Below are 13,978 nucleotides of genomic sequence, written 5' to 3'. Positions count from 1 at the left end.
TTCAACGATTGATCCTCAACTTCCCCAAGGATGCCCGAGACACATCGCGAACCCATTTTATCGGCGTGTTCTTCGGGACCCCGAGGCATGCGCCGAGCGTTCTTACGGCCATGGGTCGCAAACCATGGCCAGCTTCTTCCGCCGAGTGAGAGAGAGCATCCGAAGTAACTCTCCTGTACAGGCGGCGGATACCATAGCGCTTCTCCGCGGGGAGATGCCACAAGGGTAGTGTCACGTCATCTTCTCGCGCGTTTTTGAACTTCAAGGGTTGCGTCCATAATCGTTTGACAAAAGAGTTGGCGGATCCAGCCTGTATTCCGAGTCGACTATTCACCACGCTTAATACGTGAGCCTCTTCGAACGCATATATGGTCCCCCCTGCCGAACGATCGATGTTCTCCAACAGGATTGCAGCTGCCTCCAGGTAGTACGCCTGGACAATCTTCCCGCTCAGCGCAACGAACTCACCTCCGCAATATGCAAGCGGCAGTGCGGCATCATTGAGGCCAGCCATCTTTTGAGTCATCTCACGTCGAGACATGGAGTTCACCGACTCGTCGGGCGCATAGTCAATACTGAGAGCGATTCCCCCATCTTCGCGCACTCTTTGCCACATGTTGGACGTACGGGGCGACCCCGTCCAAACAATATCGCTGTCAAGAACGAGGATCTCGTCGTCCGGACATAACGTTTGGGCCGCCCATTTCAAGACGTCGAGCACGAAGAATTGATTACGCCATGCCGCTGGCCACGTTGCTGGCGGTTCGTGCGAGTAAGGGATTTGAATAATCTCCACACCCAATCGACGAAGTAGCACCTCAACTTCATGCGAGACTCGCGAGGCGCTCTTGTCCCACGTGACATTCGAGAAGAGCACTAGCCGAGCAGTCGGCTCGACTAGTCTCGCTGTCGCGAAGAAGACTGCAATACATCGGCGATAAACATCACGAAAACTCTCACTCGCTATACCCCCGCGCATCTGAGCATACGCGCCCAGCTCACCGTCGCCATGCGTGTAGAACCAACTCGAAACTATCTTCATCGCAACCCCATCGAGTCTTGCCGCGCAACAAGCGGTGTCTGCCTGACCCTCAAAACGAACATTACCAGCGCCAGCCAGCCCTTTCGTCACCGAAAAATGAACGGAAAGTTTCGTTCGTGCGCAGATTTCTGAGGAAACCGAGGGAACGCGGGAGTGGCGCACCATTGTCGCACACACTAACTGCACCCCAATTGCAACTCAGGTCCGCGTCCGCACTCATAATCGAATTCTGGACTATGCATCCTCCCTTGACTCCCTGCCGCCATCGAGGGCGATCAGCCGATATGTCGGGCACAATGGCCCGCTCCTCTGACCTCAGAATGTGGCAGTGCCGATAAGAGTTAAAGCTACAAATGTTGCGTTGTACACCGCGTGTATCAGCACTGCCCCCCAAATGCGTCCTGTCAGAAGCACTGTGGCAGAACAAACCATGCCAAGAGCGAACAGCTCAAGACCGCTGACGAACTCAACCGCCGCGAACGCCGCGTGGAGTAGAACAAACGTGCCCGCCGAAGAGAGTGCCGCGGTCAGTCCTGCCGTCAACGGCCCCACGCTTCGGCGCAGAATTTGATAGACCGCAACCAGAACGACGGCTCGAAAAAACAGCTCCTCGACAACAGGCGCGACCAGTGCCGCCGGTACGGCCTGTGTCCACCACCATCGGATCGGCACCGAACCGTCGAGAGATCCTGTTGTGGGAAACGAAGAAATATTCACGCCCGAAATAGCCCCCGCTCCTGTGCGGAGGAGCAGGCCGACCCCGACTCCCCAAAGGATGTCGGTTGCTTTGAATCGTAGGAGACCAGCCGGCCGTGCACGTGCGATCGCGGCGCAGATCGCGACACCCATCCCCGCCCACAAAGTAAGCAGCGACGCCTCCGGTGCCCACGAGAGCGCCGAACGACCTACGAGGAGCGCGGCTGCCATTCCAGATGCAAGGACGGCAAACGCACATAGGAGCACCCAGCGGTCCCACTTCCGAACAGCGCGTCCCCCGAGACGCCAATCGACGCGACGTTGACGATGAGCGCGCGTCGTTGATCCGCCCGCCGAGAACCGAACGTTCACGGGCGAGGAGTCCACGGCGGAAGGCGTCGCGGTGAACTCAGTAGGCTGCTGATGCACGTGGCCAACATAGCGTTCATCTGGACCACTATCCGCTCGGCTCCACCCTCATTCACCCGAGGAAAATCATGCTGAACATCTTGACCGTATGTACTGGCAATGTGTGCCGTTCGCCTGTCGCTGCGCAGCTTCTCGCAACGCGTCTCGGTGACCTGGACGTCGAGCTCCAGAGTGCTGGGACAAGGGCGCGAAACGGAATGTCGATGACCTCAGAGGCGATGGCATTGGCGACCGACCGCGGAGTGGACCCGGCAACGACGCTTGCGCACCGCGCAAGGTTGTTGGCAGACAGCCATCTGCGCGGCACAGGCCTCCTGCTCGGAATGGCACGGGAGCACCGCAGAGAGATTGTCGAATTGGCGCCATCCTCGATGCGACGGGCTTTCACCATCCGAGAGCTCGCGCGTCTTTGCGGGGCCATTACGGACGACGACCTCCGGGGAGCGTGGAGCCAAGCTGAGAGGTCAAACGAGCCCGGGGTTCGCCTTGAGTTCATGCTGCGGTTGATCGCCGCTCAACGCGGGCTCGCGCCCGAACCCGTCACAGCGCTCGACGACGATGTCGTTGATCCATACGGCCGATCGCCTGAATTCTACGAACGGTCAGCACGTGAGTTGGAGCCCGGCCTTGAAACCGTCGAGCGCATTGTTCGGCTCACCTTCGAATGAGATGGACACGCTCGACGCCGAGCGGGCCGGAAGTGCCTCTCACGCCGGTCGACGCCCCCGTGTAGCAGCCGCACACGGGCGTCTTGCATTCTGTGTGTCAGACTGAGCACGACTTTCCGCACGCTGCGCCTTCGGTCGTCAGCGACTCCCCGAAAGGCCCCATGGAGCTCAGCGATTACATCCGCATCCTCCGCAAGAACTGGTTGACGGTATTGGTGCTGACTCTCCTTGGCCTCGTTGTGGCGACCGTCTTCACCCTGACACGCACCCCGACCTACGAGTCGTCAAGCACGGTCTTTGTGTCGACACAAGGCTCCACGACGACGGCCGAACTCCAGCAGGGTTCCACCTTCACACAGGCGCGAATCAATACCTATGTGGGCCTAGTGGGCACTCCGGCCGTACTCGACCCGGTCATCGAGAGCCTCGGCCTTCCCACAACTGCAGATGCGCTGGCGAACAACGTCAAGGCTTCGGCGACTCTCAACTCCACTCTCATCACTCTGTCGGTGACCGACACGAACGCAGATCGCGCAGCGGCCATCGCGAACGGTATCGCGTCGAGCCTTGCGACAGTCGTGCCGGAGCTTGAGCCGGCCGTAGATGGGGGCGCTAGCCCAGTACGTCTAAGCCGCGTCCGAGACGCGCAACCGGCGCTGCAACCTGCAAGCCCGAACGTCCCGTTGAATGTTCTGATTGGCGGGCTCGTAGGTCTCGCCGTGGGAATCGCCGCCGCCGCTCTCCGGACCAGCCTAGATAACCGCGTCCGCACTCCTCGAGATGCTGAACAAATCACACAAAGACCCGCTATCGGCGCTATTGCATACGACACGAAGGCGAAAGAACGACCGCTCATCGTTCACGCCGATCCTCTGAGCCCGCGCGCCGAGTCGTTCCGAGCCCTCCGGACGAACTTGCAGTTCCTGGACATGGGGGGACGTTCGAGCTTTGTCATCACCAGCTCAATCCCTAGCGAGGGCAAATCGACGACGACGATTAATCTCGCGATTGCCCTCGCTGACGCTGGAAAGCGTGTCGCACTGCTCGACACCGATCTGCGTAAGCCGAAAGTAGCGGAGTACCTCAGCATCGAGGGCGGCGCTGGTCTGACCGATGTACTTATCGGACGCGCCAAAGTCAACGAAGTGATGATGCCGTGGGGCGGCCGGAGCCTCTACGTGCTGCCCGCCGGCAAGATCCCGCCGAACCCGAGCGAACTGCTCGGATCGCAGCAGATGGGCGTCCTGCTCGAGATGCTCGAGCGGGAGTTCGACGTCGTGCTGTGCGACGCCCCCCCGCTCCTCCCTGTGACCGACGCTGCAATACTGGCGCGCGCTACGAGCGGTGCGCTCATGGTGGTCGCCGCAGGCAAGACGACCAAACACCAGCTCACCGGCGCGACGGAGGCTCTCGAAACGGTCGGAGCGAAACTCGCCGGCTTCGTCATGTCGATGGTGCCGACTCGCGGCCCCGACTCCTACTACTCGGGTTACGGGTATGGCTACGGGTACGGCTACCGCGAGGTGCCCGCCAAGCCGAACCGTTTTGCATCCAAGAAGGCGAAGCGCGCCAAAAACGTCGAGGTGGCCTCGGCGGACGCACTCGACGAACTCGGCTTCTCGCCGCGCCGCACCTCGCGAGAAGGTCAACGCGACTCCTGACCCAGGAGCATCCAAACCGGGTTGACTTCGCTGAGCTGTCCGTTGGGCAGCACGGCTACGGCAGGTCCGAGACGAAAGGCGCCCCGCATGACCTCGCCCGTCCTTCCTCCAGCCATGCTCACCGCAGGTCGTATAGCGGCGTGGGTGCTCGCCGGGCTTCTCCTCCTCATGGTCGTGATGGGTGCGTGGATCGGCATCCGGGGCTGGATGGCCTACCAGCACCTCATGCGCATCGAGGCCGAAACCACCGACGCATCTTCGGCACTCGCTTCCGATCCTTCGGCAGCGGGTTCCACCCTCGGGCGACTCTCGGCTGACGCCTCCGCGGCTCATGACCTCACCTCAGACCCCATCTGGCACCTGGCCGAGGGCACGCCGTGGATCGGCCCCCAGCTGCGCGCCTTCGGGACCGTTGCTGCGGCTGGCGACGAGCTTCTCGGTGAAGCGCTCATGCCCCTCGTCACGGCCACCCAAGACACATCCTTCGACGCTCTCAAGCCCGTCAACGGTCGCATCGACACGAGCGGGCTCGGGACACTTGTGGCGCCCGCGCAGACCGCGGCGGTCTCGGCAGCCCACGCAGCACGCCAGGTGGACGACATCAATCAGACTCCTCTCGTCGGCGTCATCTCCCGGTCGGTCGACAAGTCGAGCACCGTGTTCGACCAAGCAGCGAGGGGACTCGACGCTCTCTCGCGTGCGACGCGACTACTGCCCGACATTCTCGGGCAGAACGGCGAACGCAGCTATCTCGTGCTCGTCCAGAACAATGCGGAATGGCGATCGCTCGGCGGTATCGCCGGAACAGCGATTCTGTTGAAGACGAATCAGGGCGCCATCAGCCTGGCCGCCACGGAGTCAGGCACGTCGCTCTCGAGCGGCATCAAGAGCCCCGTCGTCGACCTTCCTGCAGATGTGCAGAACATCTACGAGACCAGACCAGCACGCTTCTTCCAGAACCTCACGCAGGTTCCCGACTTCACCTTCGATGGCCCGCTCGCCCGAGAAATGTACAAGCAGCGAACGGGTGTGTCGGTGGACGGCGTCATCGCCCTGGACCCCGTCGTGCTGTCCTACCTTCTGCGCGCAACAGGACCGGTAGCGCTGCCCGACGGCTCGACACTGTCTGCCGAGAACGCCGTGAAGACGCTGCTTAGCGACGTCTACCAGCGATACCCAGATCCGTCAGTGCAGGATGCATTCTTCGCTGCCTCGACGGGAGCTGTGTTCAACGCGTTCCTCGAAGGTCGTGGGTCGACGGTAAGCCTGCTGACGAATCTCGCGACTGCGGCCGACCAGCGCCGCGTTCTGATGTGGAGTGCCGACCCCGACGAGCAGGCTATTCTCGACGGGTCGTCCGTCGCAGGTGAGCTGCCGGAAACGAATGACGAAACGGCCCGGTTCGGGGTGTATCTGAACGATGGCGGCGGTTCGAAGATGAGCTATTACGTCACGCCTGACGTGAGTCTCGCCTGGGACCAGTGCGCCCCCGATGGGCGGAACGGTCCGCGACAACTGACCCTGCGGATGCGGCTCAGGAATACCGCGCCCACCGACGCCGAGACATCACTTCCGCGTTACGTCACTGCCAACGGCGCATTCGGTACGGCGCCGGGAACGGCGACGGTGGTGAACAACGTCTACCTGCCCGAGGGGTTCGAACTCGTGTCGGCCGAGACCGCGACGGGGACGGGTCCCTCGACCGGGACGTTCGAGGGTCGCCAGGTGCTGACCTTCGGGTTCCAACTTCTTCCCCAGACGTCAGCCGACCTCACCGTGACCGTGCGCGCCACGTCGACCGCGTCGAAAGCCGAAGCATTCATAACCCCGACGGCCGACGCCGGAATCGACCCGACGGTCAAAGCAACGTGCGAAGCAACCGGAATCGCAACCCTGCAGTGATGAATGCGACTGCGTAAATGCGCGTCTGACTGCGCGTCGGCGTAAATTTACGTATTCGAAACCTTCCCAGTTTGCAATGCACGGAACGCTTAGGCAATACTCAGGAAGGGTCTCAGCACCGCCCACCGCTTCATTGTTGTCCTTCCCCTTGCAGCTCCATCGGGATAGCACGAACGCGGACCACCAACCACCGGTAGCCCGGATTCGAAAGCAGGCACTCATGAAGCTCTCCCTCAAGAAGGCCGGCGTCTCCGCCGCCCTCGCCGGCGCACTGCTGTTCGCAGCTCCCGCCGTGGCCCAGGCCTATGTCCCCACCGCCCCCGGCACGCAGACCGTGACCATCAACAACAGCGGTCCCGTCACCTTCAACGTCGCGCCGGGCGCCACCGTGAACTTCGTTCTCGTGGGCTACAACGCCAACCAGGCCGGTCTCGCCACGGCGAACCTGCCCGTCAGCTCCAAGTCGATCACGAAGGTCGCCGACGCTTCGGGTTCGGCCACCGTTGCCGTCACGCTCCCCGCCGACCGCCGCGGCACCTACACGCTGTCCGCTACGCCCACCGGTGGCGCCGCTGGTGGCACCAACGCCGGCGGCAGCACCGGCCTCCCCGCGACCGGCTTCGACGCCAACTCGATGCTCGGCATCTGGGTCGGCGGCGGCGCTCTCGTCCTCGCCGGTGGCACGATCGCCGTGGCCACCACGGTTCGTCGCAACCGCGCCGAGGCTAAGGCCTGACGCACCACACGTTCCGGAAGGGGCGCCGTCGACTTCGGTCGGCGGCGCCCCTTCTTCGTTCATCCAGACCGAGGTCGGCGCCACCGCCTGGCATCCGTCCCTCCCCGTCAACCCTCCGCTCCCCCGGGCTCACCGCGGTTGACTCGAACCATGCACACGACCACGACCGCTCCCCTCGACAACGACGGACGCGACGCCGACACCCCGCCCACCCTGCCCTTCGTGCACATGTGGACCGGACTCGACGGCAAGAGCCGGCTCGATGAGTCGGTGCTGCGAGGCTTCGGGCTGCAGAGCGTCGGCGGTGGGGCCGACCCGCAGTGGATGCGGCCGTTCCCCGGCGAGGTGTCGGCGGTGCTATTCGCGGCGCTCCCGGTCGGGTGGGTGGGGCAGTGGCATCCCTCTCCTCATCCTCAGTGGGTGATCCCGCTGCGGGGGCGCTGGTTCCTCGAGACGCAAGACGGCTCACGCGTCGAGATGGGGCCCGGCGACATCCACTTCGGGCAGGATCTCGAGACCACCGAGGTGGACGGTGAAGAGGGGCACCTCTCGGGCACCGTGGGAGACGAGCCGTGCCTGCAGCTGCTCATCCAGTTCGCGTCGTCGCCGGCCGCGCCGACACCCCACCCTTTCGGCTGAACGCGTCAACCCGGCTCGCCCCGCGGCGCGCACCCGTTTGACTGGAACCATGCCCCGTATCTCCGTCGACGGTCAGATCCTGCAAAGTGCCCGCTCCCCCGAGGCGGTCGACGTCGCTCCCCCACGCGTCTGGAACGAACGCCTCGCCGCCGTCTTGCCGCCCACCTCGCGCCTGCTCTCGCTCTACGCCGACGCCACGTGGGCAGAGGGACCGGTGTGGTGGCCCGAAGAGAGCTCGCTCATCTTCAGCGACGTAATTGGGCGGCGCACTCTCGCCTGGCGCGAAGACGGCACCATCGTCACGGTGCGTGACCGCTCGAACTTCGCCAACGGAAACGCGATGGACGCCGACGGCCGCCTCGTCCAGGCCGAACACGGGCGCCGCGGCATCAGCCGCACCGACGAGAACGGCACTGAATTGCTCGTCGACGCCTTCGAGGGCGAGCCCCTGAACTCTCCGAACGACCTGGTCGTGGCATCCGATGGCTGGATCTGGTTCACCGACCCCACCTACGGCATCTCGGATCCGCGCGAGGGATACCCCGCCGACCCCGCACTCCCCCACCAGAGCGTCTACCGCTGGCGGGACGGCGACGGCCTGCAGCGCATGATCGACCTCGACCAACCCAACGGACTGGCCTTCAGCCGCGACGAGAGCACCCTGTACGTCGCCGAGTCGAACGCCGAGCGGCTCCCCCGCGTCGTCGCGTGCAGCTGGGACGGCGAAACCCTCGGCGCCCCGCGCACCTTCGCGACGGTGGATGCCGGCATTCCCGACGGGTTCGTCGTCGACAGCCGCGACTGGCTCTGGATCTCGAGCGAAGCCGGCGTGGTCATCGTCGATGAGACGGGCGCGCGCCTGGGCGTCATTCCCACCCCGCACGTCGTGAGCAACTGCACCTTCGACGCCGACGAGAAGCGCCTGTTCATCACGGGCGACAGCGACCTCTGGATGGTGGAGCTCGCGTGACCGACGTCGAGATGGCGCGCATCCCCGCCGGCCGCGTGCTGCGCGGCGACCTGCGGGGCGCAGAGCGGCGCGAGATCATCGTCGACGCCTTCGAGATCGGCGTGTACGCCATCACCGAAGAGCAGATGGCCGAGCTGCTCGGCATCCCTTCTCGCTCTCCGCGGCGCCCGGCGACGCAGCTGAGCTGGCTGCGGGCGATCCGGCTGTGCAATGCCCTGAGCGAGTGGGAGGGGCTCGACCCCGTCTACTCGTTCGACGGCGAGGTGGTCACGGGCGATCCCGACTCCGACGGCTTCCGCCTGCCCACCGAAGACGAATGGGAGTACGCGTGCCGCGCGGGCTCGACCTCGTCGGCCTACGGGCCGGTCCGCGAGGTGGCGTGGACGGCGGCAGACGGCCTGCGCGCCCCCGCCGAGGTCGGAGGACGGATGCCGAACCTCCACGGCCTCTTCGACACCCTCGGCAACGTGTGGGAATGGTGCGCCAACCTGTACGACCCCGAGAGCGAGAGCGACGCCCGCGTCTTCCGCGGGGGCGGGTGGTCGGACGCCCCGGCCCAGGTACGGGCGACGGCCCGACGCGGAGGGCGACAGCGCGACGCCTTCGACGACGTGGGCGTGCGCGTGGCGCGCGGGCCGGTCACCGCGCGCTGAGCCTCAGTCGTCGGTCGTGATCGACTCGGTCAGCGAGTCCATGAACGCGACGATGGTGTCGAGCTCGCCGTCGTCGAAACGCTCGGCCACATCGCGCATGGCACCCAGACGCGAGCCGAAGTGCTGGAAGAACTCCCGACGTGACTTGTCGGTCAGCACGACCACGCGCGCCCGACCATCGGAGGGATGAGGCAGACGCTCCAGGTGCCCCGATGCGACGAGCCGATCGATGAGCTTCGTGGTCGACGCGGTGGAGATACGCAGGTGGGTCGCCACATCGTGGGGACTGACCATCTGACCCCGGTGCTCGCGGATGGTGAGCATGCGCAGCGTCGCGAGATCGCTGGCGTTCATGTCCATCTCGCCCTTCATGCCCGAATGCATGCGGTCGAGGGCGTCGCTGAGTGTTTGAACGGCGCGTAAGGTGTGGGTCACGGCGGGCCTCGTACCAGAGGCCGACACGGCTTTCGTCACGGTGGACACCCCCTTTCGGCGTCGGTATAGTCAAGCCTACATCGCTAGCTAAACTAGCAAACGGGAGGCACGATGAGCGAGACCGAATATGTCGTCCTCCTGGACGACTTCGGCAACGAGATCGGCACGGCGCCCAAGGCTACCGTGCACGACACCGATACCCCCCTGCACCTGGCCTTCTCGTGCCACGTCCTCAACACCGCCGGTGAGGTTCTCGTCACGCGTCGCGCCCTGCACAAGAAGACCTGGCCCGGCGTCTGGACCAACTCGTTCTGCGGCCACCCCGGCCCCTCCGAGCCATCGCTGTCGGCCGTCCACCGTCGTGCCGCCCACGAAGTGGGCCTGGTCATCCGCGACCTCGAGCTGGCCCTCCCGACCTTCCGCTACCGCGCCGTCGACGCGAGCGGCATCGTCGAGAACGAGATCTGCCCCGTCTACATCGCCCGCGCCGACGTCGACCCCGACCCGAACCCCGACGAGGTCGCAGAATACCGCTGGGTCGACCCGCTCGAACTCGCCGCTTCGCTCGAGTCGACGCCGTGGGCGTTCAGCCCGTGGCTCGTGCTGCAAGCGCAGCAGCTCCACCTCTTCCAGACCCCTCACGCCGTGCGGCGCGCCTCATGATCCGTCTCGAATCCACCCCCGTCGCCCGCCAGGGCATCGACCGCGAGATCGACGGAGCGCTCTCACGCCTCCAGCGCCGCGCGACGAACCTCGGCGACGGCGCCCGGTACCTGGCATCCGCGATCCGTCGAGCGACGGAGGGCGGAAAGCGCTTTCGCCCCCTGCTCGTGGTCTCGGCCTTCGAAACGCTCTGGGGCGACGACGACCACCGCATCGGCGTGTACCAGGTCGCCGCGGCCTTCGAGCTGCTGCACACCGCCTTCGTCATCCACGACGACGTGATCGACCACGACACCGAGCGCCGCGGCCTGCCCAACGTCGGCGGAGAATTCCGCCAGCGCGGGCTCAAGAAGGGGGCGGATGCCGACGGCTCGGCGCTGCTCGGAGACGCCGCCGCGATCCTCGCCGGAGACCTCCTGCTGCACGAGGCCGGACGCATGATCGCCCTCGCGCAGCTTCCCGACCACATGCGCCAGCCGCTGCTGGAGATGCTCGACGACGCCGTGCTCATCTCGGCGATGGGCGAGCTCTCCGACGTGGAGCACGCCGTCTCACCCGGTGAGGTCGACGCCGACGCGGTACTGCGCACCACGCGCGACAAGACCGCCGCGTACTCGTTCTCGGCGCCGCTGCAGGCCGGAGGGCTCATCGCCGGCGCCCCGAGCCCCTCGGTCTACGCTCTAGAGCGGTTCGGCCAGCGGCTGGGCCTGGCGTACCAGCTCGTCGACGACCTCATCGGCGCCTTCGGATCGTCGGCGGTGTCGGGCAAAGAAGAGGGCTGCGACCTTCGCGAGGCGAAGAAGACCCACCTCATCTCGCTCGCCCGCAAGACCCCCAAGTGGCCCGAAGTGAGCGAGGCCCTGGCCCAGGCCCACACCGGTCCGATCGCCGTGCGCGCCGCGCAGGAGGCCCTCTCCGAGTCGGGCGCCCGCGCCGAGCTCGAGTGCCTCATCTTCGACACCCTCGAAGAGACCCTCGACATCGTCGACTCCTCGACCCTGCCCGAGGCCTGCAAAGACATGCTGCGCAACCTCGTGCGCGCCGTGCAGGAGCGCATTCCGTGAGTCATGCGCCCACGGGCCTCGAGCTGTACTCCCAGACCGCCGACGACGCCGCCGCCGCGGTGATCTCCCGCTACTCCACCTCGTTCGGCATCGCCGCGCGCCTGCTCGGGCCCCGCCCGCGCCCGCACGTGCGCAACATCTACGCGCTCGTGCGCGTGGCCGATGAGATCGTCGACGGGCCCGCCCACGACGCGGGGCTCAGCCCCGAGCGGGAGCGCGCGGTGCTCGACGGGCTCGAGACCGAGGTGCGGGATGCCATCGCCACCGGCTTCAGCGCCAACCTCATCGTCCACGCCTTCGCGCGGACGGCGCGGGAGTGCGGCATCACCGACGAGCTGATCGCCCCGTTCTTCGCGTCGATGCGCACCGACCTCGACACCGCCGAGCACGACGACCTGTCGCACGACGCCTACGTCTACGGCTCGGCCGAGGTCGTCGGGCTCATGTGCCTGCAGGTGTTCGTCAACGCCGGCATGACCGCTCCGGCCGCGCCCGCCGCCGACCTCGTCGACGGAGCACGGCGCCTGGGCGCGGCTTTCCAAGACGTGAACTTCCTCCGCGACCTCGCCGACGACGCCAATCGCCTCGGCCGCGACTACCTCGACGGCGCGGCCGATGACGAACGCCGGGTCGCGGTTCTCGATCGCATCGACGCCGACCTCGCCGCCGCGGCATCCGTCATCCGCCACCTGCCGCCCGACTGCCGCGCCGCGGTCACCACGGCGCACGACCTGTTCGCCGAGCTGTCTCGCCGCCTTCGCTCCTCCCCCGTCGGCGCCCCGCGCGTGCGCGTTCCCGACGGCGTCAAAGCCACCCTTGCCGCCCGCGCCCTTCTGGGCCGCCCCCCGAAAGGTTCACGCTCATGAGCGCCCAGCGCATTGTCGTCGTCGGAGGCGGGATCGCCGGTCTCGGTACCGCCGCCCTGCTCGCCGACCGAGGACACGACGTCCACCTCTTCGAGGCGCGTGACGCCATCGGTGGCCGCGCGGGATCGTGGGAGAAAGACGGCTTCCGCTTCGACACCGGCCCCAGCTGGTACCTCATGCCCGAGGTGTTCGACCACTTCTTCCGCCTACTCGGGACGAGCGCCGACGAGCAGCTCGACCTCGTGCGCCTCGACCCGGCCTACCGCGTCTACGGCCCTCCCGGAAAGGGCGAGCCGATCGACATCGTCTCGGGCCGCGAGGCCGTGCGCGCGCTGTTCGAAGAGCACGAGCCCGGTTCGGGTGCGAACCTCGAGGCCTACCTCGACTCGGCGAAGGACGCCTACGAGCTGTCGACGTCGAAGTTCCTCTACGACCCCTACTCGTCGACCAAGGGCCTGCGCGACCCCGCGCTCGTGAAGCGCCTTCCCACCCTGATCCCGCTGCTGACGCGCACGCTGTGGAAGCGCGTCACCACGGACTTCAAGAACACCCGGCTGCAGCAGATCCTCGCGTACCCCGCGGTGTTCCTCGGCGGATCGCCCTTCGAGGTGCCGAGCCTCTACCACCTCATGAGCCACCTCGACCTGGGAGACGGCGTGCTGTACCCCAAGGGCGGCATGACCGAGATCATCACGGCCATCGAGAAGCTGGCGCGCGAGCGCGGCGTCACGATCGAGACCTCGGCCCCCGTCGAGGCGATCATCACCGAGTCGGGCACCGCTCGCGGCGTGCGGCTCGCCGACGGTCGAGTGATCGCAGCGGATGCCGTGGTCTCGGGCGCCGATCTGCACCACACCGAGAACGACCTGCTCGAGGCGAAGGACCGCCAGTACCCCGAGAAGTGGTGGAAGGACAAGGTGCCGAGCCCCGGCGCCCTGCTGCTGCTGCTCGGAGTGAAGGGCGAGCTGCCGCAGCTCACCCACCACACGCTGCTGTTCACCGACGACTGGCACACGAACTTCGACGCCATCTTCGGCGAGAACAAGCGCATCCCCGACCCCGCGTCGATCTACATCTGCCGACCCAGCGCCTCGGACGACTCCGTCGCCCCCGAGGGCCACGAGAACCTGTTCGTCCTCGTCCCCGTGCCCGCAGACCCCGACAGCGGGCGTGGCGGCGTCTCGGGCGCCGGCGACGAGCGCATCGAGAAGGCCGCGGACCGTGTCATCGCCCAGATCGGCGAGTGGACCGGCATCCCGGATCTGGCCGAACGGGTCGTCGTGCGCAAGTCGATCGCGCCCGAGGACTTCAAGGAAGACCTGCACGCGTGGCACGGCAACTCGCTGGGACTGGCGCACACTCTGAATCAGAGCGCGATATTCCGCCCCAAAAACCGCTCGCGCAAGGTCGACAACCTCTACTACGCGGGAACCTCGGTGCTGCCGGGCATCGGCCTGCCGATGTGCCTCATCTCGGCGGAGCTCGTGGTCAAGCGCCTGACCGGCGACACCACGGCCGGTCCCCTGGCGGAACCCGCGCGCGCGGCGGTCTGAC

At 66.0% G+C, this 13,978-nt stretch carries 14 protein-coding genes; 11 read left to right on the top strand and 3 right to left on the bottom strand.

Annotated elements, in window-relative coordinates:
* Position 1: 1 nt before the first annotated feature.
* Together OVA17_RS12960 and OVA17_RS12955 are read right to left on the bottom strand one after the other, a co-directional pair.
* A complete protein-coding gene (locus OVA17_RS12960) occupies positions 2–1,207 on the bottom strand; it encodes a hypothetical protein (protein ID WP_267786964.1) in 1,206 nt (401 codons plus the stop codon).
* Positions 1,208–1,357: 150 nt separating this feature from the next.
* Positions 1,358–1,969, bottom strand: a complete 612-nt coding sequence (locus tag OVA17_RS12955; RefSeq protein ID WP_267786962.1) for a CPBP family intramembrane glutamic endopeptidase — start codon at positions 1,967–1,969, stop codon at positions 1,358–1,360.
* Positions 1,970–2,235: 266 nt separating this feature from the next.
* Between OVA17_RS12955 and OVA17_RS12950 the strand changes: the two genes are divergently transcribed.
* The 7 genes from OVA17_RS12950 (at position 2,236) to OVA17_RS12920 (ending at position 9,396) form a co-directional block, all read left to right on the top strand.
* Complete coding sequence (locus OVA17_RS12950; RefSeq protein ID WP_267786961.1) at positions 2,236–2,835, top strand: low molecular weight phosphatase family protein; 600 nt, start codon at positions 2,236–2,238, stop codon at positions 2,833–2,835.
* A gap of 161 nt (positions 2,836–2,996) precedes the next feature.
* Entirely contained in the window at positions 2,997–4,496 is a 1,500-nt protein-coding gene (locus tag OVA17_RS12945; protein WP_267786960.1) for a polysaccharide biosynthesis tyrosine autokinase, read from the top strand.
* A gap of 225 nt (positions 4,497–4,721) precedes the next feature.
* Complete coding sequence (locus tag OVA17_RS12940; protein WP_267786959.1) at positions 4,722–6,398, top strand: DUF4012 domain-containing protein; 1,677 nt, start codon at positions 4,722–4,724, stop codon at positions 6,396–6,398.
* Positions 6,399–6,618: 220 nt separating this feature from the next.
* Positions 6,619–7,134, top strand: coding sequence for an LPXTG cell wall anchor domain-containing protein (locus OVA17_RS12935; RefSeq protein WP_267786958.1), 516 nt, complete (start codon positions 6,619–6,621; stop codon positions 7,132–7,134).
* A 150-nt stretch (positions 7,135–7,284) separates the two neighbouring features.
* Complete coding sequence (locus OVA17_RS12930; RefSeq protein ID WP_267786957.1) at positions 7,285–7,773, top strand: hypothetical protein; 489 nt, start codon at positions 7,285–7,287, stop codon at positions 7,771–7,773.
* A 49-nt stretch (positions 7,774–7,822) separates the two neighbouring features.
* Positions 7,823–8,743: an SMP-30/gluconolactonase/LRE family protein gene (locus OVA17_RS12925; RefSeq protein ID WP_267786956.1), complete on the top strand. Its 921-nt coding sequence runs from the start codon at positions 7,823–7,825 to the stop codon at positions 8,741–8,743.
* Entirely contained in the window at positions 8,740–9,396 is a 657-nt protein-coding gene (locus tag OVA17_RS12920) for a formylglycine-generating enzyme family protein (RefSeq protein WP_267786954.1), read from the top strand. The genes OVA17_RS12925 and OVA17_RS12920 overlap by 4 nt, the downstream gene beginning before the upstream one ends.
* A gap of 3 nt (positions 9,397–9,399) precedes the next feature.
* Here the strand turns inward: OVA17_RS12920 and OVA17_RS12915 are convergent, their stop codons facing one another.
* Positions 9,400–9,831, bottom strand: coding sequence for a MarR family winged helix-turn-helix transcriptional regulator (locus OVA17_RS12915; protein WP_324289892.1), 432 nt, complete (start codon positions 9,829–9,831; stop codon positions 9,400–9,402).
* Positions 9,832–9,942: 111 nt separating this feature from the next.
* Between OVA17_RS12915 and idi the strand changes: the two genes are divergently transcribed.
* Genes idi through crtI form a run of 4 tightly spaced genes read left to right on the top strand, consistent with a single transcriptional unit; the run spans position 9,943 to position 13,977 of the window.
* Complete coding sequence (gene idi / locus OVA17_RS12910; RefSeq protein WP_267786952.1) at positions 9,943–10,494, top strand: isopentenyl-diphosphate Delta-isomerase; 552 nt, start codon at positions 9,943–9,945, stop codon at positions 10,492–10,494.
* Positions 10,491–11,558 (top strand): polyprenyl synthetase family protein, encoded by a 1,068-nt coding sequence (locus OVA17_RS12905; RefSeq protein ID WP_267786951.1) that lies wholly within the window; start codon positions 10,491–10,493, stop codon positions 11,556–11,558. The genes idi and OVA17_RS12905 overlap by 4 nt, the downstream gene beginning before the upstream one ends.
* Complete coding sequence (locus tag OVA17_RS12900; protein ID WP_267786950.1) at positions 11,555–12,424, top strand: phytoene/squalene synthase family protein; 870 nt, start codon at positions 11,555–11,557, stop codon at positions 12,422–12,424. Before OVA17_RS12905 ends, OVA17_RS12900 begins: the two co-directional genes overlap by 4 nt.
* A complete protein-coding gene (gene crtI / locus OVA17_RS12895) occupies positions 12,421–13,977 on the top strand; it encodes a phytoene desaturase family protein (RefSeq protein WP_267786949.1) in 1,557 nt (518 codons plus the stop codon). Before OVA17_RS12900 ends, crtI begins: the two co-directional genes overlap by 4 nt.
* Position 13,978: the final 1 nt, after the last annotated feature.

This window comes from Microbacterium sp. SL75 (assembly GCF_026625865.1).
Taxonomy (GTDB): domain Bacteria; phylum Actinomycetota; class Actinomycetes; order Actinomycetales; family Microbacteriaceae; genus Microbacterium.
This window is presented reverse-complemented; position numbering and strand designations above follow the sequence as displayed.